The sequence below is a fragment of the Streptomyces sp. NPDC051776 genome, from assembly GCF_040681345.1.
In the GTDB taxonomy this organism is placed as follows: Bacteria; Actinomycetota; Actinomycetes; order Streptomycetales; family Streptomycetaceae; genus Streptomyces.
The window spans coordinates 38,197-61,535 of record NZ_JBFAYQ010000015.1 but is presented as its reverse complement, the minus strand read 5'-3'; the positions used below and the strand labels follow the sequence as shown (position 1 = coordinate 61,535).

Genomic DNA, 23,339 nt, shown 5'->3' with positions numbered 1-23,339 from the left:
CCATCGCATCCGTTCCGTGGACTCAGTCCAGGGACGTCATCACGCGGACTCAGTCCAGGGACGTCATCACGTGCTTGATGCGGGTGTAGTCCTCGAACCCGTAGGCCGAGAGGTCCTTGCCGTAGCCGGACTTCTTGAAGCCGCCGTGCGGCATCTCGGCGACGAGCGGGATGTGGGTGTTGATCCACACACAGCCGAAGTCGAGCGCCTTGGACATCCGCATGGCGCGGCCGTGGTCCTTGGTCCACACCGAGGAGGCGAGCGCGTACTCGACGCCGTTGGCGAAGGTGACGGCCTGGTTCTCGTCCGTGAACTTCTGGACGGTGATGACCGGTCCGAAGACCTCCTTCTGGATGATCTCGTCGTCCTGCTTGAGACCCGAGACGACGGTCGGGGCGTAGAAGAAGCCCTTGTCGCCGACCCGGTGGCCACCCGCCTCGACCTTCGCGTGCGAGGGCAGCCGGTCGATGAAGCCGGAGACCTGTGCGAGCTGGTTGGCGTTGTTGAGCGGGCCGTAGAGGACGTCCTCGTCGTCCGGCTGGCCCGTCTTTGTGTCGGTCGCCGCCTTGGCGAGCGCGGCGACGAACTCGTCGTGGATGGACTCGTGGACGAGGACGCGGGTCGCGGCCGTGCAGTCCTGGCCGGCGTTGAAGAAGCCCGCGACCGAGATGTCCTCGACCGCCTTGGGAATGTCGGTGTCCTCGAAGACCACGACGGGGGCCTTGCCGCCGAGCTCCAGGTGGACCCGCTTGAGGTCCTTCGAGGCAGTCTCGGCGACCTGCATTCCGGCCCGTACGGAGCCGGTGATCGAGGCCATCGCCGGGGTCTCGTGCTCGACCATCAGGCGGCCGGTGTCGCGGTCGCCGCAGACGACGTTGAAGACGCCCTTGGGGACGATGGAGCCGATGATCTCGGCGAGCAGGACCGTGGACGCCGGGGTGGTGTCGGACGGCTTCAGGACGACCGTGTTGCCCGCGGCCAGCGCCGGGGCGAACTTCCACACGGCCATCATCATCGGGTAGTTCCACGGGGCGACCTGGGCGCACACGCCGACCGGCTCCCGGCGGATGATCGAGGTCAGACCGTCCATGTACTCGCCGGCCGAACGGCCCTCGAGCAGCCGGGCGGCACCCGCGAAGAAGCGGATCTGGTCGACCATGGGCGGGATCTCCTCGGACCGGGTCAGTCCGATGGGCTTGCCGGTGTTCTCGCTCTCAGCGGCGACCAGTTCCTCGGCCCGCGCCTCGACCGCGTCCGCGATCTTGAGCAGTGCCTTCTGGCGCTCGCCCGGTACGAGGTCGCGCCAGGCCGGGAACGCGGCTTCGGCTGCGGCCATGGCGGCGTCGACGTCCGCTGATCCGGACAGCGGCGCGGTGGCGTACACCTCTCCCGTGGCCGGATTGACCACCTCGGTGGTCCGCCCGTCGGCGGCATCCCGGAACTCCCCGTCGATGTAGTTGCGCAGACGACGCAGCTCGGTGGTCACTGCCACCCCTCCTGTTCGGTGTCCGATGGGTGAGACATCCAGCCTACTGACAGAGGCGACGCTTTCGACATACCCGCCACCCCCCACCTACGGAATCAGTGATATTCAACGATGGCAACAACGAATTTCATCGCTTACTAGTTGCCAGACTGTCAACTACTCATGCACAGTGTTGCCCGTGGCCACACGAGACAAGAACGGCAACGCGACGATCGACTCCGTTTCCCTGGCAATCATCGAGCAGCTCCAGGAGGACGGGCGGCGTCCCTACGCGGCGATCGGCAAGGCCGTCGGCCTCTCCGAGGCCGCGGTCAGGCAGCGCGTGCAGAAGCTGCTCGACCAGGGCGTGATGCAGATTGTCGCGGTGACCGACCCGCTCACCGTGGGCTTCCGGCGCCAGGCGATGGTCGGCATCAACGTCGAGGGAGACCTCGACCCGGTGGCGGACGCGCTGACCGAGATGGGCGAGGTCGAGTACGTGGTCGTCACCGCGGGCTCCTTCGATCTCATCGTGGAGGTCGTCTGCGAGGACGACGACCACCTTCTCGAAATGATCAACAAGCGGATCCGCGCGCTTCCCGGCGTGCGCTCCACCGAGAGCTTCGTCTACCTCAAGCTCAAGAAGCAGACCTACACATGGGGAACCCGATAGCCATGAGCGCCGACCTCTCCAAGACGGCCTACGACCACCTGTGGATGCACTTCACCCGCATGTCGTCGTACGAGAACACCCCCGTCCCGACGATCGTCCGCGGCGAGGGCACGTACATCTACGACGACAAGGGCAGGAAGTACCTCGACGGCCTGGCGGGCTTGTTCGTGGTGCAGGCCGGTCACGGCCGCCAGGAGCTGGCCGAGGTCGCCGCCAAGCAGGCGGCCGAACTTGCCTTCTTCCCCGTGTGGTCCTACGCGCACCCCATGGCCGTCGAGCTGGCCGAGCGCCTGGCGAACCACGCCCCCGGCGACCTGAACAAGGTCTTCTTCACCACCGGCGGCGGCGAGGCCGTCGAGACCGCCTGGAAGCTGGCGAAGCAGTACCACAAGCTGACGGGCAACCACACCAAGTACAAGGTGATCTCGCGAGCGGTGGCCTACCACGGCACCCCGCAGGGCGCCCTGTCCATCACCGGCCTGCCCGCCCTCAAGGCCCCGTTCGAGCCGCTGGTCCCCGGCGCGCACAAGGTGCCGAACACCAACATCTACCGCGCCCCGATTCACGGCGACGACCCCGAGGCGTTCGGCCGCTGGGCCGCCGACCAGATCGAGCAGCAGATCCTCTTCGAGGGCCCGGACACCGTCGCCGCCGTCTTCCTGGAGCCGGTGCAGAACGCGGGCGGCTGCTTCCCGCCCCCGCCCGGCTACTTCCGCCGCGTCCGCGAGATCTGCGACCGGTACGACGTGCTGCTCGTCTCGGACGAGGTCATCTGCGCCTTCGGCCGCCTCGGCCACATCTTCGCCTGCGACAAGTTCGGCTACACCCCCGACATCATCACCTGCGCCAAGGGCATGACCTCGGGCTACTCCCCCATCGGCGCCGCGATCGTCTCCGACCGCGTCTCCGAGCCCTTCTACAAGGGCGGCAACACCTTCCTGCACGGCTACACCTTCGGCGGCCACCCGGTCTCCGCGGCCGTCGCCCTGGCCAACCTCGACATCTTCGAGCGCGAACGCCTCAACCAGCACGTGCTGGACCAGGAGTCCGCGTTCCTGCGGACCCTGCAGAAGCTGCACGACCTGCCGATCGTCGGCGACGTCCGCGGCAACGGCTTCTTCTACGGCATCGAGCTGGTCAAGGACAAGGCGACCAAGGAGTCCTTCACCGACGAGGAGTCGGAGCGGATCCTTTACGGCTTCGTGTCCAAGAAGCTCTTCGAGTACGGCCTGTACTGCCGTGCCGACGACCGCGGAGACCCGGTCATCCAGCTCTCGCCGCCGCTGATCTCGGACCAGTCGACGTTCGACGAGATCGAGCAGATCGTCCGCCACGTCCTCACCGAGGCCTGGACCAAGATCTGACGACGAGATCCGACGACGACCCGGAGCCCGGCGGCCCCAGGTCCGGCCCTCCCCCGTGACCTCATCCCTCGGCGGGGGAGGGCCGACGTCCGTTCTGGGCCTGCCGCCGTTCCGTACGTGACCGATGTCTTCGGCGGGGCCACCGCGTCCGAGGCGGCGCGGGCCCGACCTCCCCGGCCCGACCCAGTCCTACGGCATCCCCGCCGTACGGTCCGCACCGGAACCGGCTACCACCGACCCGGCCGCGGTCTTCGGCGCCCCGGCCCGTCGGTCACCGTCCTCCCGGCCCTGCTGCGGTTGTTCGGCCCCCCACGCATCTGGCGGGCGCGACCTGACGGTCCGGCGGGGTGTTGCGGTTCCGGCTCCCGCCGGGTTCGGCCGGGTTCGGCCGGGTTCGGCCGGGTTCGGCCGGGTTCGGCCGGGTTCGGCCGGACGGAGTGAACACCATCGGTTCATATGAGCCTTTCGAAGGAACATCGGCCGACCCGGGCCGTGCGAGCCCCGTCCCGCACGGCCGAGTCCTTACGGTGCCAAGTGACCGATTGGGCTCATGTTCGTTCACCCGGCCAGGGGAACGGACTGTCGCAACAAAGCCGAGGTGTTCGCCATGGAGGCCCCACCGGACAACGACGTGCTCTGGGCACGTTCCCTGCACTATGCGCACGGCGAGACGCCCGCACTCGCCGGTGTCTCCGTCGGCGTGCGGGAAGGCGAGATCCTCGCCGTCACCGGGCCCCGCGGCAGCGGAAAGACGACGCTGCTGCGGTGCCTGGCGGGCCAGTTGGCCCCGCAGAGCGGTGAAGTCTGGTTCAACAGCTCCCCGGTGCACACGCTCGGTCCGGTAGGCCGCGAGCGGCTGCGCCGGGACCGGTTCGGCTGGATCGACACCGAGCCCCAGCTCGTACCCGAGCTGACCGGCTGGGAGAACGCGGCCCTTCCCCTGCTGCTGCGCGGCACCCCGCACCGGGCGGCGAAGGCGTCCGCCCTGGAATGGCTGAACCGCCTCGACGTCGGCGAGGGCGCCCGGAAGCGGCCGTCCGCGATGCTCCAGGCGCAGCGGCAGCGCATCGCCATCGCCAGGGCTCTGACCTCGGAGCCGGCGGTGCTCTTCGCCGACGAGCCCTCCGCGCCCCTGCACCGCGCCGACCGCGCCCATGTACTGCGCACGCTCACCACGGCCGCGCGCTCGCACGGCATCACGGTCGTGCTCGCCACCCACGACGCCGAGGTGGCGGCGCTCGCGGACCGTACCGTCGCGCTGGTGGACGGCCGCCGGGTCGGTGGCATCCCCTTTCCGGACAAGGAGGGTAGAGCCGAGTGCTCGCTCTCCGTCTAGCTCGCGGCACCCATCCCCTCGTCCTGCTGCGGCGGTTGATGGTCGCCGCGGCCTCCGCCGGCGTCGGCTTCCTGCTGCTGTCCGCGCTCGGCCACGCGCTGGCGCATCCCGAGCAGGCGGCCGGCTCGGCCTTCCGCCTCCTGTGGTGCCTCGTCCCGATCGCCGCTGTCGTCCAACTCTCCGTCGCCGTCGCCCGTACGGACCCGGCGGCACGTACGCAGCCGGGGCTGTCGTCGGTCGGGCTCGGCCCGCTCGGCATGGCTCTGCTCGCCGCCGTGTCAACGGCCGTGTCCTGCACGCTGGGCAGCGTGTTCGCGCTGGTCGCCTTCCTGGGGCTGCGGGGGGACGTCGGCCGCGCGCCGCACAGCGGTGTGGCGGACATGCTCGGTGCCGGGCATCCGCTGCCCTACGCCGGCCTGCTGACCCTGCTCTTCGTCGTGCCGTTGCTATCCGGTACGACCACCGCCATCGCGTTGCGGCCGCGCAAGCCCGCCCCCGACAACTCCCCGGAGCCGAGCCGCCCCGCGGCGGCCGACGGGCCGCCGGCGTCCGCGAGCGCGAGCGTCTCGACGGGGCTGCCCTGGGGTGTGGCGCTGACGGCGGCCGGGATCGCCCTCGGCTCGTACGCGGCCAGAACCACCCCGGCCTCTTCCGACAGCCTGCTGCCGCTGCCGGGCCGGCTGGACAACATCCCGCCGGGTGTGGTCGGCGGCTGGGTGCTCATCGTGATCGGGCTCGTCCTGGCCTGCCCCGGCCTGACGCACCTCTGCGGCAAGCTGCTGGCCTCGGGCCGCCCCGGCGCCCTGCGGCTGCTGTCCGGCCGTGTGCTGCAGGAGGAGTCGACGCGGCTGGGCCGCCCGCTGGGTGTACTGTGCGCGGTCGCCTCGGGCGCACTCGCCGCGACCCAGCTCTACGGGACGGCGCTCGACTCCACCGGCCACCGGCCGTTCGGGCCGCTGACCGGGGTGGGTGCGGCCCTGATCATGGCCTGCGCCACAGCGACCGTCCTGACCGTCGCCCTGGAGACCAAGGGCGCGCGCAGCGACACGACGGCGGCACTGCTGCGGATCGGGGCCTCGCCTTCGCTGCTGCGCCGTGCGGCCCTGCTGCGCGGCATGGTGATGGTCGTCGTCCTCGCTCCCATCTCCTGGGCGGTGGCCGAACTCGCCGCCCTGCCCCTCTCGACCTGACCCCCACCGCCTTCGACATGACCCCGACGGCGTGAAACTCGGCGTCCTCCTCACCGGACCCCTCGCTGCCCTCCCCGGCGTCCCGTTCAGCCGGCGGAGGGCAGTACGACGACGTCCTCGCCGCGGAACGTGACGCCCACCGTCGCACCCGGCTCGGGGGCGTCGTGCAGGGCACAGGCGGCCTCCAGCCGCGGCCCTTCCGCGGGGTGGAGCAGCAACGCAACGTGGTTGCCGCGGAAGGTGCGGGCCGCGACGCTGCACCGCAGGCCGTCGGCGACCGGGACGACCCGAACGCCTGCCGGGCGGACCAGCAGCCGGCGCCTCCCCTCGCCGGACCCCGGCGGTACGGGGATCCTGCCCCACGGGGTCTCGGCCGCCTCACCCCGTACGGTCGCGCGGACCACGTTGTCGAAGCCGAGGAAGCGGGCGACGAACTCCGAAGCCGGACGCTGCCACACCTCCAGCGGCGTGCCGGTCTGCTCGATTCGGCCCTCGCGCATCACCACCACCCGGTCGGCGAGGGCGAACGCCTCCCCCTGGTCGTGGGTGACGGCCAGCACCGTCGTCCCCAACCGCTCGAAGAGCGCACGCAGTTCGACGACCAGGCGCTCCCGCAGGCTCCGGTCGAGCTGGCCGAGCGGCTCGTCGAGCATCAGCAGCTTCGGTTCCGGTGCGAGGGCACGGGCGAGCGCCACCCGCTGCTGCTCGCCGCCGGACAGTGCCGTGACGGCCCGTCGCTGCGCCCCGGGCAGCCCGACCAGATCCAGCAACTCCTCGACCGTACGACGCGCTTCCGCGCGCGGGGTGCCGCGCATCCGCAGCCCGAAGGCGACGTTGCCGCCCACGTCCCGCTGCGGGAACAGCTGGTGGTCCTGGAACATCAGGCCGACCCCGCGCCGGTGAGCGGGCACACCGCTCTGGTCCCGCCCGGCGAGCAACACCCGCCCCGCATCGGCCCGTTGAAGCCCGGCGACCGCGCGCAGCAGGGTGGATTTTCCGCTGCCGCTGGGCCCGAGGACGCAGACGGTCTCGTGTTCGGCGACCTCCAGGTCCACCGCATCGACCACCGCGCGGCCGCCGAAGCGTACGGTCACGCCGTCCAGTTGCAGCAGGGACATCTAGAACCCTCCCGGGCGGTCGGCCGGTGCCCCGGTGACGCGGGGCGCGAAGCGCTCCAGCGCCAGCAGCGCGCCCGCGCACAACAGCATGAGGATCGTGCTCAGGGCCATCGCCTGTCCGTAGTTGAGCGCGCCCGCACGTCCCAGGAAGCGGGCCACGGCGACCGGCAGCGTCGGGGTGTCGGGCCGGGCGATGAACACCGTCGCGCCGAACTCCCCCAGGGACACCGCGAATGCAAAGCCCGCCGCCACCAGCAGCGCCCTGCGCACGAGCGGCAGATCCACCTCGCGCCAGGCCCGCAGCGGGGGGGCGCCGAGGACGGCGGCCGCCTCCCGCAGCCGCTCATCGACGGCGCGCAGGACGGGAAGCATGGTCCGTACGACGAAGGGCACGCCCACCAGTGCCTGGGCCAGCGGCACCAGCAGCCAGGAGGAGCGCAGATCGAGGGGCGGCTCGTCCAGGGCGATGAGGAAGCCGAAGCCGACGGTCACCGCGGAGGTGCCCAGCGGCAGCATGAGGAGCGCGTCGAAGCCCCGCAGGAGCCGTCCGGCGCGGCGGGTCAGGGCCGCGGCCGCGAGCACGCCGATCACCAGGGCGATGGCCGTGGCCGCCGCGGCGTACTGCAGCGAGTTCCACACGGCCTCCAGCGGGGCCACGAGGAACGTGCCGCCGCTTCCGGCCGCCGACTGCAGAGCCCGGTAGAAGGTGAACCCGTGGCCTCCGGGCGCGGCGAGCGACCGTTCGATCAGCACACCGAGCGGCAGCAGGATCAGCACGGCGACCACGGCGAGCACGCCCGCGAGCAGGGCCCACTGACCCGGCCCCTGCGGGCGTCGCGCCGTCCGCGCCGGGTCCACGAGCGCGAGGGCGCTCTCCCGGCGCCGTACCGACCAGGCGTGCAGCGCGAGGACCGCGGCGACCGCGGCGAACTGGACGAGGGTGAGGACGGCGGCGGTCGGCAGGTCCAGGAGCTGCGCGGTCTGCCGGTAGATCTCCACCTCCAGCGTCGCGTAGCGCGGGCCGCCGAGGATCTGCACGGCGCCGAAGGAGGTGAACGTGAAGAGGAACACCATGAGGGCCGCGGCCCCGACGGAGGGTGCGAGCGCGGGCAGCGTCACCCGGCGCCAGGCCGCGAAGCGGCTCGCGCCCAGGACCCGGGCCGCCTCCTCCTGCCGCGGGTCCAGCTGGCACCAGAGCCCTCCGACGGTACGGACCACGACCGCGTAGTTGAAGAAGACATGGGCGAGGAGGATCGCCCAGACCGTGGTGTCCAGGCGGAAGCCCCACAGGTCGTCGAGCATGCCGCCGCGCCCGAGCAGCGCGAGGAAGGCCGAGCCGACGACGACCGTCGGCAGCACGAACGGCACGACGACGACCGCCCGCAGGATCTCCTTGCCGGGGAAGTCGAAGCGGGCGAAGACATAGGCGCCCGGCAGCGCGATCGCGAGGGTCAGGACGGTGGAGGCGGCCGCCTGCCAGGCGGTGAACCACAGGACGTCCAGCACACCGGGGTCGGTGAGCGTCTCGACGGCCCTGCCCAACTGCCAGCGCCCGCCGTCCCGTAGACCCCGGCCGACGATGGCGGCGACCGGGTAGCCGAAGAAGACACCGAAGAAGGCGACGGGCACAGCCATGAGCGCGAGCCGCACCGCCGTGTGCCGGCGGCCGCGGGGCCGGGCCCGGGCGGCCGCGCCTTTGGCGGTGGTTACTTCAGGACCAGCGAGGACCATTGTTCGACCCACTGCTCACGGTTCTCGGCGATCTTCCCGGGCGGCAGCGTCGCGGGCTTGTCGATCGTCTCGCCGTAGCGGGTGAACACCTCGGGCAGCCGGGCGTCCTGGCGCGCGGGGTTGACGAACATCTTCAGCGGGACGTCCTCCTGGAACGTCCTGCTCAGCAGGAAGTCCAGCAGCGCCTTGCCGCCCTTCTGGTTCCTGGCGCCGTTCAGCAGCCCCGCGAACTCGATCTGGCGGAAGCAGGTGTCGGTCGCGACGCCGGTCGGCGCCTGCTTCGGCCGCGGCTTCATCTCCAGGACCCCGGCGGGCGGGCTGGAGGCGTAGGAGACGACGAGGGGCTTGTCGCCCTTGCCCGCGCCCGAGAACCGGTCGAAGTAGGCCTGCTCCCAGCCGTCGACGACCTCGACGCCGTTGGCCTTCAGCTTCTTCCAGTAGTCCTGCCAGTCGCCGCCACGGGCCGCGGCGGTGCCCAGGAGGAAGCCGAGGCCCGGGGAGGAGGTGGCTGCGTTCTCGGTGACCAGGAGGTTCTTGTACGCGGGCTTGAGCAGGTCCTCGTACGTGCGCGGGGGCGCGAGCTTCTTGCCGGCGAAGTACTTCCGGTCGTAGTTGACGCAGATGTCTCCGGTGTCGACGGGGGTGACGCGATGCCGGTCCCCGTCGAGCCGGAGCGCGGCCGGGACCTTCTCCAAGTCCGTCGCCTCGTACGGGGTGAACAGCCCGGCGTCCAGCGCCCGGGAGAGCAGTGTGTTGTCGACGCCGAAGAACACGTCGCCCTGCGGATTGTCCTTGGAGAGGACAGCCTGGTTCACCGCCGAACCGGCGTCGCCACCCCGCAGCACCTCGACCTTGTAGCCGGTCTCCTTCGTGAACTGCTTGAGGACCCCCGGTGAGGCCTGGAACGAGTCGTGCGTGACAAGAGTGACCGTCTTGCGGTCTCCGGCCTTGGCGCCGTCGTCGTCCGAACCGCCGCATGCGGCCAGTGCCGAGACACCGAGCGCGCCGATCAGCGCCGCGCCCATGGCACGCCGAAGGTTGTTGTACATCGTCGAGTGACTCCCTACGCCGGTATTACCCGGATCAGGTCCGAGGGTCTGCGGCGTCGCCTGGCCGCACTCTCAGCGCTCGGTGCGCTCCCCTGTCGGAGGTGTTCATTTGTACGAATGCACGGTATCAGCGGCGTCAGCGCTCGGTTGCGGCAAGCTGCCCGCAGGCACCGTCGATCTCCTGCCCCCGGGTGTCCCGTACGGTCACGGGCACACCATGGGCCTCCAGCGCGGCGACGAACGCCCGCTCGTCCTCGGGGCGGGAGGCGGTCCACTTCGAGCCGGGGGTCGGGTTGAGCGGGATGAGGTTGACGTGCACCCGGCGGTTCTTCAGGAGCCGGCCGAGGAGATCGGCCCGCCACGCCTGGTCGTTGATGTCCCTGATCAGGGCGTACTCGATGGAGACCCGGCGGCCGGACTTCTCCGCGTACTCCCAGGCCGCGTCGAGGACTTCGCGCACCTTCCAGCGGGTATTGACGGGCACGAGGGTGTCGCGCAGCTCGTCGTCGGGGGCGTGCAGAGACACGGCCAGACGGCACTTGAAGCCTTCGTCGGCGAAGCGCAGCATCGCGGGGACGAGGCCGACGGTGGAGACGGTGATACCGCGCTGTGACAGTCCGAGGCCGTCGGGCGCGGGGTCGGTGAGGCGGCGGACGGCGCCGACGACGCGGTTGTAGTTGGCGAGCGGCTCGCCCATGCCCATGAAGACGATGTTGGACAGCCGCGCCGGGCCTCCGGGGATCTCGCCGTCGCGCAGCGCCCGCATCCCGTCGACGATCTGGTGCACGATCTCGGCGGTGGAGAGGTTGCGGTCGAGACCGGCCTGTCCGGTCGCGCAGAACGGGCAGTTCATGCCGCATCCGGCCTGCGAGGAGATGCACATGGTGACCCGGTCGGGATAGCGCATCAGCACGGACTCCACGAGCGTGCCGTCGAAGAGCCGCCACAGCGTCTTACGGGTGGTGTCGTCGTCGCACGAGATGTGCCGCACCACGGTCATCAGCTCGGGCAGCAGCCCGGCGGCCAGCCTCTCGCGCGCGGCGGCGGGGATGTCGCTCCAGGCCCCCGGATCGTCGGTGTAGCGGGCGAAGTAGTGACGCGACACCTGACCGGCGCGGAACGGCTTCTCACCGAGCGCGGCAACGGCGTCACGGCGCTCTGCGGGCGTGAGATCGGCAAGGTGCCGCGGCGGCTTCTTGGCCCCGCGCGGCGCGACGAAGATGAGTTCTCCGGGTGCAGGCATAACTGCACCAGTGTGGCAGATCAACTACGCCGCCCCAGGCCGGGGCGGTGGGAGACCGGTCACTCCCGGTGGCCGCCGCTTGGTGGGAGACCGGTCACCCCCGGTGGCCGCCTGCCACCTGCCGATCCGCACGGCCCGGCGACGCCCCCAAGGAAGGTTTCTACGAAGGCGGTTGGGTGCCGCGATGGGGTGGCGCAGGTTCTTCCGCTGCGCGTACCGGTGTTCAGGTCGAGTTCCGCCGCAGGTAGCGCTCGTCGAAACCGGGATTCAGGGACGATCCCGCCACGGCGAGCAGGTCTACGGCCCCGAGACCGGAGTGCAAGCTGCGCGGACTGATCAACGGCGGCCTGCTCGACCCGCACAAGGCCGGGGTGCTGCTCCGCCCGCTGCCGGCCCTCCGGTGCCGGACGCGAGAAGATCGCGACGGCCTTCGCCCGGCACGCTGAGCGGGCGCCCACCGCTGAACGCGCCGCGGGTGCGTGGCGTCCCGCGTCGGAAATGGCCACGCAACGACGAAGGCCCGCACGCGCAACGCGGCGGGCCCCCGGATGTCGTACGTCCCGGATCAGCCCGGGCCTACGAAGACCACCAGCAGCAGCCACACCACAGGCGCGGTCGGCAGGAGCGAGTCCAGCCGATCCATGATCCCGCCGTGGCCCGGCAGCAGGTTCCCCATGTCCTTGATCCCGAGATCCCGCTTGATCATGGACTCGCCGAGGTCGCCGAGTGTGGCGCTGACGGCCACCGCGAGGCCGAGCAGCAGCCCCTGCCACCAGCTCCCGCCGTCGATCAGGTACTCCGTGCACAGCGCGCCCGCGGCCATCGCGAAGCCCACCGCGCCCAACAGCCCTTCGCGGGTCTTGCCGGGGCTGATGCGCGGGGCGAGCTTGTGCCGGCCGAACCGCCAGCCGATGGCGTACGCGCCCGTGTCGCTGACGACCGTCAGCAGCAGGAAGGTGAGCACCCGCCATGCGCCGTCGTCAGCGGCGAGCATCAGGGCCACGAACGAGGCCAGGAACGGCACGTAGAAGGCCGCGAAGACACCGGCCGTGACATCCCGCAGATAGTCCTCGGGAGGCTCGGCCATCCGCCACACGAGCGTGGCGAGCGCGGTCAGGGCCATGGCCACGGACGCGCCCTCCGCGCCCCGCAGGTACCCGGCGACGACCATGGCCGCCCCGCCCACCGCGAGCGGTACGAGCGGGATGCGGATGTACTTCTTCTCCGACAGCCGGGAGGAGAGCTCCCAGAGGCCGACGATCACGGCGGCGGCGATCACCGCGACGAAGACGGCCTTCTCGATGAAGAGCGACGCGATGATCACCGCGCCGAGACCGAGACCGACCCCTATCGCGGCCCGCAGGTCCCGCCCGGCCCGCTTCTTCTGCGGGGCGGCCGGCGACTGCGGCGGAGGGCCGCTGTGGCGAGCGGCCCCCCGGTCACGGTCGTCCTGATTTCCGCCGGAGTCGGACAAGCTGGGCATGGCCCGAGTCTGCTTGGCCTCCGGCATCCCGTGCGCGGGACCCGCCGGAGCAGACCCCTGGTCGGGCGGTCTCCAGAGGCCGGCGGTCGGCGGCACCGGCGCATGGCTCCCCCTGGCTTCGCCGGGAACACCCCGTTCGGCATGAGGAACCGGTGCCCCGCCGGCCCGGGACACGGGGCGGCCCCCCCAGGAAGAGTCGTTCATCAGACCTCGAGCAGCTCGGCTTCCTTGTGCTTGAGCAGCTCGTCCACCTGCGCCACGTGCTTCGACGTGGTGTCGTCGAGCTCCTTCTCGGCGCGGCGGCCCTCGTCCTCGCCGACCTCGCCGTCCTTGATGAGCTTGTCGATGGACTCCTTGGCCTTGCGGCGGACGCTGCGGATCGAGATCTTCGCGTCCTCGCCCTTGCCCTTGGCGACCTTGATGTACTCGCGGCGGCGCTCCTCCGTCAGCTCCGGGAACACCACACGGATGATGTTGCCGTCGTTCGACGGGTTGACCCCGAGGTCGGAGTCGCGGATCGCCTGCTCGATGTTGCGCAGCGCACTCTTGTCGAAAGGAGTCACGACCGCCATGCGCGGCTCGGGCACCGAGAACGACGCCAGCTGGTTGATCGGCGTCATCGCACCGTAGTAGTCCGCCACGATCTTGTTGAACATCGCCGGGTGCGCACGCCCGGTGCGGATCGCGGCGAAGTCCTCCTTGGCGACCACGACGGCCTTCTCCATCTTCTCCTCGGCCTCGAGGAGGATCTCTTCGATCACCACTTGCTCCTGGTCTCGTGAGTGAGCACAGCCTCGCCCCTCGCGCGTGTTTCCTGCACGGTGTACGACCGGCAGGTCGTTGTCCATCCCCGTGCCGGGCTGTTCGTGCGGCCCGGAGTTGCCGGGTTACCCCGGCCGTACGGGCCGGTGGTCAGGCCCGCGTACCCTGATCGCTGACGAGCGTGCCGATCTTCTCACCCTTCACCGCACGCGCGATATTGCCCTCGGCGAGCAGCTCGAAGACAAGGATCGGAAGCTTGTTGTCCATGCACAGCGTGATGGCGGTGGCATCGGCGACCTTCAGGCCACGGGCGATCACCTCGCCGTACTCGAGCGCGTCGAACTTCACGGCGTCCGGGTTCTGCTTCGGGTCGGAGTCGTAGACCCCGTCCACGCCGTTCTTGCCCATCAGCAGCGCCTCGGCGTCGATCTCCAGGGCGCGCTGGGCAGCGGTGGTGTCGGTGGAGAAGTACGGCATGCCCATGCCCGCGCCGAAGATGACGACGCGCCCCTTCTCCAGATGCCGTACGGCCCGCAGCGGGATGTACGGCTCAGCGACCTGTCCCATGGTGATGGCGGTCTGGACGCGGGAGTCGATGCCCTCCTTCTCCAGGAAGTCCTGGAGGGCGAGGCAGTTCATGACCGTGCCGAGCATACCCATGTAGTCGGAGCGGGCCCGGTCCATGCCGCGCTGCTGCAGTTCGGCACCGCGGAAGAAGTTGCCGCCGCCGATGACGACCGCGATCTCATAGCCGTCCCGGACCACTGCGGAAATCTCGCGGGCCATTTTGTGCACCACGTCGGGATCCACGCCGAGCGCCCCGGAACCGGCGAATGCCTCGCCGGACAGCTTCAGCAGGAAGCGGCGGCGTTTCTTCCCGTACTGGCCGTGGCCTGCCTTGTCTGCCGTGTCAGCGGTGTCCGCGCCCTGGTTCATGGAGATCTCCTCGTGCACATACGAGAAGGCCATTGCCGGTGGGATCTGGTCGAGCCCTCTGCGGCAATGGCCTCCTCGTCACATCTGCGGTCGTCCGGCGCATATGGCGGCCGACTGCCCCCGACCCTAGCGGGTCGGGCGAATTCCGTGTTTGAACGGAGTGGTACCGAGCCGTACGAAGTCGTACGGATCAGGCGCCGACACGGAAGCGGGCGAACCGCTTCAGCGTAACGCCGGACTCGTCCAGAATCTTCTGCACGCTCTTCTTGTTGTCCTTGGCGAACGCCTGGTCCAGGAGCACGTTCTCCTTGAAGAAGCCGTTCACCCGACCTTCGACGATCTTCGGGAGGGCGGCGTCGGGCTTGCCCTCCTCGCGCGCGGTGGCCTCGGCGACGCGGCGCTCGTTCTCGACGGTCTCGGCCGGGATGTCCTCGCGGGAGAGGAACTTCGGCGCGAAAGCGGCGACGTGCTGCGCGATGTCCTTGGCCACCTCGGCGTTCTCCTGGTCCAGCTCGACCAGGACACCGACCTGCGGGGGCAGGTCCGGGCTGGTGCGGTGCAGGTAGGAGGCGACATAGCCGCCGGAGAACTGCGCGAAGCGGTCGAGGACGATCTTCTCGCCGAGGGTCGCGTTGGCCTCGTCCACGAACGCCTGGACGGTCTTGCCGGCCTCGATCTCGGAGGCGAGCAGAGCCTGCAGATCGGCCGGGGAGGACTTGGCGACGTGCTCGGCGACGGCGTCCGCGACGGCCACGAACTTGTCGCCCTTGGCGACGAAGTCGGTCTCGCACTTCAGCTCCACCAGAACGCCGGAGGCGTTGTCGGCGGAGAGGCGGGAGACGACGGCACCGTTCTCGGCGCTGCGGCCCTCGCGCTTGGCGACGCCCTTCTGGCCCTTGACGCGCAGGATCTCGACGGCTTTGTCGACGTTGCCCTCGGCCTCGTCCAGCGCCTTCTTGCAGTCCATCATGCCGGCGCCGGTGAGCTCACGGAGCTTCTTGACGTCAGCGGCGGTGAAGTTCGCCATGGTCTGTCAGTCTCTTCTCGAAAGTCGATCGGATCTACGGTGGGACGGCGGGGGCCCCGGGCCCCCGCCGTCGGCAGCCGTGACGGGGTCGTCAGGCCTGCTCGGCGTCCGCGGCCTTGGCGTCGGCCGGCTTCTCGGCCTCGGCGGCCTTCTCGGCCTCGGCGGGCTTCTCGGCCTCAGCGGGCTTCTCGGCCTCAGCGGGCTTCTCGGCCTCGGGCTTCTCGGCCTCGGGCTTCTCGGCCTCGGGCTTCTCGGCCGCGGCGGCGGCCGGCTCCTCGGACTTCTTCTCGCCCTCGAGCAGGTCGCGCTCCCACTCGGCGAGCGGCTCGCCCGCGGCCTTCTCGCCCTTGCTCTCGGCGGCGCCGGAGCGGGCGATGAGACCCTCGGCGACCGCGTCGGCGATCACGCGGGTGAGCAGGGTGACGGAGCGGATCGCGTCGTCGTTGCCCGGGATCTTGTAGTCGACCTCGTCCGGGTCGCAGTTGGTGTCGAGGATCGCGACGACCGGGATGCTGAGCTTGCGCGCCTCACCGACGGCGATGTGCTCCTTCTTGGTGTCCACGATCCAGACGGCGCTGGGCACCTTCTGCATCTCGCGGATACCGCCGAGGGTCTTCTCCAGCTTGGCCTTCTCGCGGGAGAGGACGAGGAGCTCCTTCTTGGTGAGGCCGGAGGCGGCCACGTCCTCGAAGTCGATCGCCTCGAGTTCCTTCAGGCGCTGCAGGCGCTTGTAGACGGTCGAGAAGTTGGTGAGCATGCCGCCCAGCCAGCGCTGGTTGACGTACGGCATGCCGACCCGGGTCGCCTGTTCGGCGATGGCTTCCTGGGCCTGCTTCTTCGTGCCGACGAACATGATGGAGCCGCCGTGGGCGACGGTCTCCTTGACGAACTCGTAGGCGCGGTCGATGTACGACAGCGACTGGAGCAGGTCGATGATGTAGATGCCGTTGCGCTCGGTGAAGATGAAGCGCTTCATCTTCGGGTTCCAACGGCGGGTCTGGTGCCCGAAGTGGACGCCGCTCTCCAGCAGCTCCCGCATCGTGACGACGGCCATGGCCGTACTCCTTGAGGTACTCGGTTCCACGCCGGCCGGTCGGCCGGCGTGCCTGACGCCCCTGCGCGTCTGCCATGGAGGGCGCTCTCGCGAGGGCCTGCCGTGGACCGAGGAACGCGGCCGCGGAGCTGTCCGATGGGAAGTGGAAGCGCCGACGGCGGGGCGTGCGAAGTCGACCCGGTGACCCGGATCGCCACCAGAAGTGTACGGGACCGCTGAGCCGCCGAGCGACACACGGCGGCTTCCCGCCGGTGCGGTGAAACGCGTGCCGGACGCGTCGGCCGCTGGCCGCGGATCCCACCCGTACGAGTGACCATTTTGTCCACATGCCGCGGCCCGTCCACAGCTTTCCGCCGTGATCCCTGAGCGCCCCGACGCCGGGCCAGGCTCGTGCCATGCGATGCGACACGGGACAGCGGGCGGCACTACGGCGGACGGAATCAGGGCGGGCGGGGGCAGAGCGGGCGACACTACGGCGGCCGGAAGCAGGACGGACGGGGGCAGAGCGGGCGACACTACGGCGGCCGGAAGCAGGACGGGCGGGGGCGCGTTCGGCAGGGTCGGGGCCAGGGCAGCGGGGCCGGGAGCCGCGGCGGTGTTGGCAAGGGCCGTGGGAGGGAGTTCGGCGGCAGAGGGGGTCGGAGCGGGTCCGGCAGTGTCAGGGGCCGTGGCAGCGAGTTCGGTGGGGGGAGCTCCGGGGCCCGGTGCCGTGGGGGCGGGTGGGCAGGCCGGTGGTCCCGGCACTGCTTCTGGCGACCCTTGCCCTGGCGCTGATCACGGCGGCGGGAAGACCCGCTCCCCGGTCCGGCGACATGCCTGTGGGGACTCCGGCCCTGACCGGTTCCACGACCGGCGTCCCGGCCGACGGCGATGGCCGGGACAGGGGCGGGAGCGGAAGTGGCCAGAGCGGGGGTAGCGAGAGCGGGAGTGGCTTGGGTGGGGGGCAGGGGGGTGGGGGCGGGGGCGACGCCTCGGGCCGGAGCGACGGCCGCGCCTGGCCGCTGAAGGGCCAGGACGGGAGGCCGAGGCCAGGTGGGGGCGGGGGCGACGCCTCGGGCCGGAGCGACGGCCGCGCCTGGCCGCTGAAGGGCCAGGACGGGAGGCCGAGGCCGCACGTGGTGCGGGCCTGGGAGCCGCCGCCGTCGCCGTACGCGGCAGGGCACCGCGGAGTGGATCTCGCCGGCCGCCCGGGCCAGGTGGTACGGGCCGCGGGCGCGGGCCGGGTCTCGTTCGCGGGAAGTGTCGCCGGCCGGGGAGTGCTGGCCATCGAGTTGGACGGCACGGGGAAGCCGCCGCTGCGCGTCACGTACGAGCCGGTGCACCCGGACGTCGCGAAGGGCGACCGTGTGGCGGCGGGCGCACGGGTCGGCACTCTCGATGAAGGCCCGTTCCACTGCAGGGAGGGGTGCTTGCACTGGGGGCTGAGGCGCGGTGACCGCTACCTCGATCCGCTCTCCCTGCTGCCCGACGGAATGCTGCGCGGCGGACCGTCCCGGCTGCTGCCGGTGTTCGGGGTGCCGGAGCCGCGTACCGGCACGGAGGACGGAACAGCAGGTTCTTCCCCGATGCGGGGACGGGCCGTCGAGGGCGGAGCAGCCGACTCTCACGGAACGGCTGGACGGGGTGCAGCCGGAACGGCTGGACGGGGTGCCGCGCGCGGGGCGGTCGGCTCGCGGGGGATCTCAGGGCCGGGCCATGCGAAGACAACGGTTTCCTCTGCACCCCAAATGGTCAGGCCTGCGTCCGCGGGCGGCCCCGGCCCTGCTTCCCTGGGATGGAGCGCCTTTCTGGCCGCCGCGGCGCTCTGGGCGCACCGTCGACTGCGCCGTCGCGGGACGGGCCGCTGTCGAGAGACGGTTCAGCCCCGGACGCCGTGCAGCGCCATGGCGACCGCGGCCTCGGTGATCTGTCCAGGATCCTCGGCGGCGCCGATCTCGATTCGGCGCACCGCCGCGTCGACGACGCCCTGCAGCAGCATCGCCGCGAGCCGCGGCTGCTCATGGCCGAGGGCTCCGAGTGCTTCGACGATCATGGCGATGAGGCTCCCGTGCGCGGCACGGATCTTTTCGCGCGCACCGGCGTCCAGTTCACCTGCCGAGATTGCCACGACGGCCCGGTGCCGCTGGTCGCCGACGAGTGCGAGCTGCTGCCGCACATATGCCTCGATCTTGCCCTCGGGCGTCTCGGCGCGCTCCATGGCGGCCTCGACCTCCGAGGCCCAGACCGGGAAGTCGACGGCGCACAGTTCCTCGACGACGGCCGCGCGGGAGCGGAAGTACTCGTAGACGGAGGAGCGCGCGAGCCCGGTGCGTTCGGCGAGAGCGGGAAAGGTCAGGGCTTCCGTGCCGCCCTCGGACAAGAGGGATCGGGCAGCGTCCAGCAGGGCGTTGCGCTGCATGGTCCGGTGCTCGGCCACGGAGGCCGCTCGAATCCTTGGCACGCCTCCACTGTACGGACGACGTACCGGCCGGTGCACTCCCCGCGGCGACATCTCGACACAGCGGAGGGACGATTCAGCAGCTTCAGCGGCCGACGTCGGCGAGTTTCGCCCGGAGCTGGAGCACGGACTTGGTGTGGATCTGGCTCACCCGGCTTTCGGTGACGCCCAGGACCTGGCCGATTTCGGCGAGCGTCAGCCCCTCGTAGTAGTAGAGGGTCACGACCGTCTTCTCGCGCTCCGGCAGGGTGTTGATGGCCCGGGCGAGCAGCCGGCGCAGTTCGCGGTCCTCGGCGACCTCCACGGGGTTGTCGGCGGCCGTGTCCTCCAGTGTGTCCATGAGGCTGAGCCGGTCGCCGCCCTCGCCGCCGACATGCAGCAGTTCTTCGAGGGCGACGACGTTGGCCAGGGACAACTGGCTGAAGACGTTGTGCAGTTCATCGAGGCCGATGTCCATCTCCTCGGCCACTTCGGCTTCGGAGGGGCTCCGTCTGAGCTTCGCCTCGAGGGTGGCGTAGGCACGCTCGACGGCGCGCGCCTTCTGCCGGACCGAGCGGGGGATCCAGTCGAGCGCGCGCAGTTCATCGATCATCGCACCGCGAATCCGGGTGATCGCATACGTCTCGAATTTGATCGAACGGTCCGGATCGAACTTTTCGATGGCGTCGATGAGCCCGAAGACTCCCGAGGAAACAAAATCCGCCTGCTCGACGTTGGGAGGCAGGCCGACGCTGACCCGGCCTGCCACGTACTTGACGAGCGGGGAGTAGTGAAGGATGAGCTGCTCCCGCAGCCGGCCGTCAGCCGTGGCCTTGTACGACCGCCACAGTTCGTCGAGCGACGAGGGTGCGGGGGGGCGCACGCTGCCGCGGGCGGCGGGTGGCACTGCCGCGCGGTCAGACCCGGAGGTGTGCTGGGGCATTCGTCGCCTTGAGCTCTTCTGCCGTCACCGGGGTGAGGACGTCTGTCGTGGTCGGAACGCTTGTGAGCGTAGCGTGACTGACCTGTCGCAGCGTGCGAACGCTCCACGCTCGCGCTGGGCAGATACGTTCCGCGTGCCGCTCTGCAGGGTTACGACACCCCGGGGGCTCGGCGGTCGTGAACGGGACACAAAGTCGGCTGTTGCGGTCATCGGCCCAACCCTGTCACCCGAACGTCCCAGGTCAAGGACCGCCTCGCGGTACTCCTCCGGAGTCCGGTGATTTCAGTGCCAACTGCCAGCGTTCGCCGTGCCGTTCGACGAACCCCAGTGACTGGAGTTCGTACAGTTTTGCCAACGCCTCGTCATATCCGGTCCCCGCGTCCCGCGCGAGCCGCCGCGCGTCCCGGCTCGCGCGGCGGGGCAGCGCGTCGAGCATCCTGGCCGAGAGGGGATCCAGGAGATCTCTCGCGACCACGGGGCCGTGGCGCTCGGGAGCCAGGTCGCCGATACGGCCGATGAGTTCGTTGACCTCCGCGGCGTCGGTGACGAGGGCGGCCTCGCCGCGCAGTAGTTCGTGAACACCGGCCGACAGGCCCGAGGTCACGGGCCCCGGTACGCCCATGACTACCCGGCCCAGCTTCTGGGCACGGCGGGCCGTGACCAGTGATCCGCTGCGGTACTGCGCCTCCACCACGACGGTGCCCCGGGTGAGCGCGGCGATGACGCGGTTGCGCAGCACGAACCTGCTGCGCGTGGGGTGTCCGCCGGGCGGTAACTCCGCCATGACCATGCCGCGTTCGGCGATGCGTGCGATCAACTCGGTGTGTCCTCGGGGATAGGCGACGTCCACACCGCAGGCGAGTACGCCCATGGTCGCGCCGTCCGCGGCCAGCGCCCCGCGGTGGGCGGCCCCGTCGACGCCGTAGGCCGCTCCGGACACCACGACCCAGCCGCTCTCTGCGAGCCCCGCGCCGAGTGAGGCGGCCACGTGGGCGCCGTAGTCGGTGCAGGCCCGTGCGCCGACCACGGCGACGGATCGCAGGGCCCACTTGCGCAGCGAGGGCAGTCCCCGTACCCAGAGGCCGACCGGGCGTGCGTGTCCGAGGTCGTCGAGTTGCCGGGGCCACTCGCCGTCCCCGGGGCATACGAAGCGGCCGCCCACCGCGCTCACCGCGGCGAGGTCCGCGGCCGGGTCGAGGCCGGTGGCCCGGATGCGGTACCCGGCCATCCGCTCCGCGCTCACCGTCTTCCCCGCGACTTCCGGTGGCTGCGGCTCCTCCGCGCTGGTGAGGAGCCGCATCAGCCCGACGGGGCCGATGGCCCGCAGCCAGGCCCCGATGACCTCGTCACCCGGTTCAGCGATCCTGCTGAGCGCGGCCCGCGCCAGGCGTTCCTGGTCCGTGCAGGCCGCCGGCCTCGGCCCACTTCCTGGCTCTGACGCCGGCGCGGACGACAGCCCTGGCGCCGGCCCGGTCCCCGGCGGCGCGGCCTCGGTCACGCCACCGGCGCTCATCGCGGGCCTCCCGTCAGGGCCGCCGCGCGCTCGACGCCGGTCCGCAGTTGGAGGGCGAGCACTACATCCTGTGCCTCGGGACGGTCCCGCCCGGCGAGATCGGCGGCCGTCCAGGCAACACGCAGTACCCGGTCCAGGCCGCGAGCCGTCAGCATGCCCCGCTCCATGTCGCGCTCGGCCTCCAGCATCGCATCGGGCGCCGGCCGCCATCGGGTGCGCAGTGCGTGCCCGGGCACGTCGCCGTTGAGGCGCCAGGGGGTGTCGCGCATCCGCACGGCGGCCCGCTCTCGCGCGGCCCGTACGCGGGCGCCCACGGTCTCGTTGGATTCGCCGCCGCCCGCCATGCCGATCAGCTCCCTCCGCCCGACGGCCTCGACCTCGACCCGCAGGTCCACCCGGTCCATCAGGGGCCCGGACAGACGCGACCGGTAGCGGCGGACCGCGGAAGGCGAGCACTCACAGCCCGTACGGACCGTGTGCCGGCCGCACGGACACGGGTTGGCGGCCAGTACCAGCAGGAACCGTGCGGGCAGCTGCACCACCCCGGCGCTGCGTGCCACGACCACATGCCCGGACTCCAGCGGCTGGCGCAGTGCGTCCAGGACGCGGCTGCTGAACTCCGGTGCCTCGTCCAGGAAGAGCACCCCCCGGTGCGCCAGGGACACGGCGCCGGGCCGAGGCAGTCCGTTCCCGCCGCCGACGAGCGAGGGCATGGTGGCCGAATGGTGCGGAGCGCAGTAGGGCACGGACTCGACCAGTGGCCTGCCGGGCGGGAGCAGCCCGGCCACCGAGTGCACCGCGGTGACTTCCAGGGCCTCCTCCCGGGTCAGTGGCGGCAGGATGCCGGGCAGCCGCTCAGCCAGCATGGTCTTCCCGGCCCCCGGTGGCCCCTTGAGGAAGATGTGGTGGCCTCCGGCCGCGGCGACCTCCAGGGCCAGGCGCGGGCCCGCCTGTCCGGCGACGTCCGCCAGGTCGGGCTCCGGCCCGGTCTCGGAGCGCAGGAGTCCGGCTCCCGTCCCGGCTCCGGGCAGGATGAGCCCCGCGAGCATCGGGTCCGGCCTGCCGTCGTCCCGGATTTCCTCCTCCTCGGGGACCGTTTCGTCGGTCAGGACCGCGATGAGCTGGCGCAGGCTGCGCACGCCGAGGACCGAGACCCCGGGGACGAGCGCCGCCTCGGCCGCCGTGCGCTCGGGGACGACCACTTGGCGGTAGCCCGCGTCCGCGGCCGCCAGAACCGCGGGAAGCACCCCGCGCACGGGCCGGACCCGGCCGTCGAGTCCGAGCTCGCCGATCATCACCAGGTCGGTGAGCTCCCGTGGATCGATCCGCTCGGCGGCGCCGAGGACGGCGCAGGCTACTGCAAGGTCGAATCCGCTGCCGCCCTTGGGCACCGAGGCGGGGCTGAGCCCCACCGTGAGCTTCTTCTGCGGCCAGCTCACTCCCGAGTTGACCACCGCGGCGCGAACCCGGTCCCGGCTCTCCACCAGGCTCTTGTCCGGCAGGCCGACCAAGGTGAAGGCCGCGACCCCCGGCTCGAGGTCCGCCTGGACCTCCACCATCACGCCCTCGACCCCGGCCAGCGCTACCGAGCAGGTACGGGCGAAGGCCATCACGCCACCCCCCGTACGTGCTCCACGACCGGGGCGCCCCGCCGCGGCAGCAGCACACCGACGAGGTCGATCCGCACTCCGCCGTCGGGCAGTCCGTCGTGGAGCGTTAGCCAGCGGTCGGCGAGCCAGCGCTCGGCCAGCTGTCTCAGCCGCTCGGCCTTGCGTGGGGTAACGGCCGCCATCGGATGCTCGTAGGCACCTGCGCGGCGGGTCTTGACCTCGCACACCACGACCGCGTCGCCGTGCGCGGCCACGATGTCGATCTCCCCGGCCCGGCAGCGCCAGTTGCGCTCCAGGACCGTCATGCCGCTCTCGGCCAGCTTGCGGACCGCCACGTCCTCCCCGTAGCGGCCGAGCGCTCCTCGCGCGTTCATCGGCCCCACCTCCGCCACTGACAGTGACGGATCAGGCGGGGTTCAGGGGATC

At 71.1% G+C, this 23,339-nt stretch carries 19 protein-coding genes, 1 pseudogene and 1 riboswitch; of the genes and pseudogenes, 5 read left to right on the top strand and 15 right to left on the bottom strand.

The features are described 5' to 3' along the window. Nucleotides 1–49: 49 nt before the first annotated feature. Nucleotides 50–1,486 carry a gamma-aminobutyraldehyde dehydrogenase gene (locus AB0M26_RS14675; protein WP_365259959.1) on the bottom strand — a complete coding sequence of 479 codons (1,437 nt, stop codon included), beginning with the start codon at nt 1,484–1,486 and terminating at the stop codon, nt 50–52. 178 nt (nt 1,487–1,664) lie between these two features. On the opposite strand from AB0M26_RS14675, the gene AB0M26_RS14670 reads away from it, so the two are divergent. From AB0M26_RS14670 to AB0M26_RS14655, 4 genes are all read left to right on the top strand, one after another. Next, nucleotides 1,665–2,138 (top strand): Lrp/AsnC family transcriptional regulator, encoded by a 474-nt coding sequence (locus AB0M26_RS14670; protein WP_365259956.1) that lies wholly within the window; start codon nt 1,665–1,667, stop codon nt 2,136–2,138. Then, nucleotides 2,123–3,502 (top strand): aspartate aminotransferase family protein, encoded by a 1,380-nt coding sequence (locus AB0M26_RS14665; protein WP_365259953.1) that lies wholly within the window; start codon nt 2,123–2,125, stop codon nt 3,500–3,502. Before AB0M26_RS14670 ends, AB0M26_RS14665 begins: the two co-directional genes overlap by 16 nt. Before the next feature lie 607 nt (nt 3,503–4,109). Continuing rightward, entirely contained in the window at nt 4,110–4,838 is a 729-nt protein-coding gene (locus AB0M26_RS14660; protein ID WP_365259950.1) for an ATP-binding cassette domain-containing protein, read from the top strand. Beyond that, complete coding sequence (locus AB0M26_RS14655; RefSeq protein ID WP_365259947.1) at nt 4,820–6,028, top strand: hypothetical protein; 1,209 nt, start codon at nt 4,820–4,822, stop codon at nt 6,026–6,028. Before AB0M26_RS14660 ends, AB0M26_RS14655 begins: the two co-directional genes overlap by 19 nt. 86 nt (nt 6,029–6,114) lie before the next feature. On the opposite strand, the gene AB0M26_RS14650 is transcribed toward AB0M26_RS14655, so the two are convergent. The 9 genes from AB0M26_RS14650 to rpsB form a co-directional block, all read right to left on the bottom strand. Continuing rightward, nucleotides 6,115–7,146, bottom strand: coding sequence for an ABC transporter ATP-binding protein (locus AB0M26_RS14650; RefSeq protein WP_365259944.1), 1,032 nt, complete (start codon nt 7,144–7,146; stop codon nt 6,115–6,117). Continuing rightward, nucleotides 7,147–8,877, bottom strand: coding sequence for an iron ABC transporter permease (locus AB0M26_RS14645; RefSeq protein ID WP_365259941.1), 1,731 nt, complete (start codon nt 8,875–8,877; stop codon nt 7,147–7,149). Further along, nucleotides 8,853–9,926, bottom strand: a complete 1,074-nt coding sequence (locus AB0M26_RS14640; RefSeq protein ID WP_365259938.1) for a thiamine ABC transporter substrate-binding protein — start codon at nt 9,924–9,926, stop codon at nt 8,853–8,855. Before AB0M26_RS14640 ends, AB0M26_RS14645 begins: the two co-directional genes overlap by 25 nt. Then, nucleotides 9,921–10,030: riboswitch (TPP riboswitch) on the bottom strand. Its footprint overlaps the gene before it by 6 nt. A gap of 32 nt (nt 10,031–10,062) precedes the next feature. After that, nucleotides 10,063–11,169: a 23S rRNA (adenine(2503)-C(2))-methyltransferase RlmN gene (gene rlmN, locus AB0M26_RS14635; protein ID WP_365259935.1), complete on the bottom strand. Its 1,107-nt coding sequence runs from the start codon at nt 11,167–11,169 to the stop codon at nt 10,063–10,065. Nucleotides 11,170–11,734: 565 nt separating this feature from the next. Next, nucleotides 11,735–12,748 (bottom strand): phosphatidate cytidylyltransferase, encoded by a 1,014-nt coding sequence (locus AB0M26_RS14630; RefSeq protein WP_365259932.1) that lies wholly within the window; start codon nt 12,746–12,748, stop codon nt 11,735–11,737. Nucleotides 12,749–12,855: 107 nt separating this feature from the next. Continuing rightward, the gene (gene frr / locus AB0M26_RS14625) at nt 12,856–13,413 is read right to left on the bottom strand and encodes a ribosome recycling factor (protein WP_360846738.1); all 558 of its coding nucleotides are present in this window, start codon (nt 13,411–13,413) and stop codon (nt 12,856–12,858) included. A gap of 151 nt (nt 13,414–13,564) precedes the next feature. Then, nucleotides 13,565–14,350 carry a UMP kinase gene (gene pyrH / locus AB0M26_RS14620; RefSeq protein ID WP_365260157.1) on the bottom strand — a complete coding sequence of 262 codons (786 nt, stop codon included), beginning with the start codon at nt 14,348–14,350 and terminating at the stop codon, nt 13,565–13,567. 190 nt (nt 14,351–14,540) lie between these two features. Beyond that, nucleotides 14,541–15,377 carry a translation elongation factor Ts gene (gene tsf, locus AB0M26_RS14615; protein ID WP_365259929.1) on the bottom strand — a complete coding sequence of 279 codons (837 nt, stop codon included), beginning with the start codon at nt 15,375–15,377 and terminating at the stop codon, nt 14,541–14,543. Nucleotides 15,378–15,468: 91 nt separating this feature from the next. Next, the gene (gene rpsB, locus AB0M26_RS14610; protein ID WP_365259927.1) at nt 15,469–16,431 is read right to left on the bottom strand and encodes a 30S ribosomal protein S2; all 963 of its coding nucleotides are present in this window, start codon (nt 16,429–16,431) and stop codon (nt 15,469–15,471) included. Between the two features lie 1,070 nt (nt 16,432–17,501). Here rpsB and AB0M26_RS14605 point away from each other — a divergent pair. Next, nucleotides 17,502–17,957 (top strand): annotated as a pseudogene (locus tag AB0M26_RS14605) (M23 family metallopeptidase); the annotation flags it as partial. Between the two features lie 332 nt (nt 17,958–18,289). Here AB0M26_RS14605 and AB0M26_RS14600 read toward each other — a convergent pair. The 5 genes from AB0M26_RS14600 to AB0M26_RS14580 all read right to left on the bottom strand — a co-directional run bounded on the left by AB0M26_RS14600 (nt 18,290) and on the right by AB0M26_RS14580 (nt 23,287). After that, the gene (locus AB0M26_RS14600) at nt 18,290–18,847 is read right to left on the bottom strand and encodes a helix-turn-helix domain-containing protein (RefSeq protein ID WP_365260155.1); all 558 of its coding nucleotides are present in this window, start codon (nt 18,845–18,847) and stop codon (nt 18,290–18,292) included. Nucleotides 18,848–18,953: 106 nt separating this feature from the next. Continuing rightward, nucleotides 18,954–19,790, bottom strand: coding sequence for an RNA polymerase sigma factor WhiG (whiG, locus tag AB0M26_RS14595; RefSeq protein ID WP_365259924.1), 837 nt, complete (start codon nt 19,788–19,790; stop codon nt 18,954–18,956). A 241-nt stretch (nt 19,791–20,031) separates the two neighbouring features. Then, nucleotides 20,032–21,303 carry a DNA-processing protein DprA gene (gene dprA / locus AB0M26_RS14590; RefSeq protein WP_365259921.1) on the bottom strand — a complete coding sequence of 424 codons (1,272 nt, stop codon included), beginning with the start codon at nt 21,301–21,303 and terminating at the stop codon, nt 20,032–20,034. Further along, nucleotides 21,300–22,913, bottom strand: a complete 1,614-nt coding sequence (locus AB0M26_RS14585) for a YifB family Mg chelatase-like AAA ATPase (protein ID WP_365259918.1) — start codon at nt 22,911–22,913, stop codon at nt 21,300–21,302. The genes dprA and AB0M26_RS14585 overlap by 4 nt, the downstream gene beginning before the upstream one ends. Next, a complete protein-coding gene (locus AB0M26_RS14580) occupies nt 22,913–23,287 on the bottom strand; it encodes a YraN family protein (RefSeq protein ID WP_365259915.1) in 375 nt (124 codons plus the stop codon). Before AB0M26_RS14580 ends, AB0M26_RS14585 begins: the two co-directional genes overlap by 1 nt. Between the last annotated feature and the right edge of the window lie 52 nt (nt 23,288–23,339).

What these genes read in the sequence shown, in the direction of transcription:
- AB0M26_RS14665 (WP_365259953.1), top strand. Translation starts at nt 2,123, where the DNA reads ATGGGGAACCCGATAGCCATGAGCGCCGACCTCTCCAAGACGGCCTAC.
- AB0M26_RS14660 (WP_365259950.1), top strand. Translation starts at nt 4,110, where the DNA reads ATGGAGGCCCCACCGGACAACGACGTGCTCTGGGCACGTTCCCTGCAC.
- AB0M26_RS14650 (WP_365259944.1), bottom strand. Translation starts at nt 7,146, where the DNA reads ATGTCCCTGCTGCAACTGGACGGCGTGACCGTACGCTTCGGCGGCCGC.
- AB0M26_RS14645 (WP_365259941.1), bottom strand. Translation starts at nt 8,877, where the DNA reads ATGGTCCTCGCTGGTCCTGAAGTAACCACCGCCAAAGGCGCGGCCGCC.
- AB0M26_RS14640 (WP_365259938.1), bottom strand. Translation starts at nt 9,926, where the DNA reads ATGTACAACAACCTTCGGCGTGCCATGGGCGCGGCGCTGATCGGCGCG.
- rlmN (WP_365259935.1), bottom strand. Translation starts at nt 11,169, where the DNA reads ATGCCTGCACCCGGAGAACTCATCTTCGTCGCGCCGCGCGGGGCCAAG.
- pyrH (WP_365260157.1), bottom strand. Translation starts at nt 14,350, where the DNA reads ATGAACCAGGGCGCGGACACCGCTGACACGGCAGACAAGGCAGGCCAC.
- tsf (WP_365259929.1), bottom strand. Translation starts at nt 15,377, where the DNA reads ATGGCGAACTTCACCGCCGCTGACGTCAAGAAGCTCCGTGAGCTCACC.
- rpsB (WP_365259927.1), bottom strand. Translation starts at nt 16,431, where the DNA reads ATGGCCGTCGTCACGATGCGGGAGCTGCTGGAGAGCGGCGTCCACTTC.
- whiG (WP_365259924.1), bottom strand. Translation starts at nt 19,790, where the DNA reads ATGCCCCAGCACACCTCCGGGTCTGACCGCGCGGCAGTGCCACCCGCC.
- dprA (WP_365259921.1), bottom strand. Translation starts at nt 21,303, where the DNA reads ATGAGCGCCGGTGGCGTGACCGAGGCCGCGCCGCCGGGGACCGGGCCG.
- AB0M26_RS14585 (WP_365259918.1), bottom strand. Translation starts at nt 22,913, where the DNA reads ATGGCCTTCGCCCGTACCTGCTCGGTAGCGCTGGCCGGGGTCGAGGGC.
- AB0M26_RS14580 (WP_365259915.1), bottom strand. Translation starts at nt 23,287, where the DNA reads ATGAACGCGCGAGGAGCGCTCGGCCGCTACGGGGAGGACGTGGCGGTC.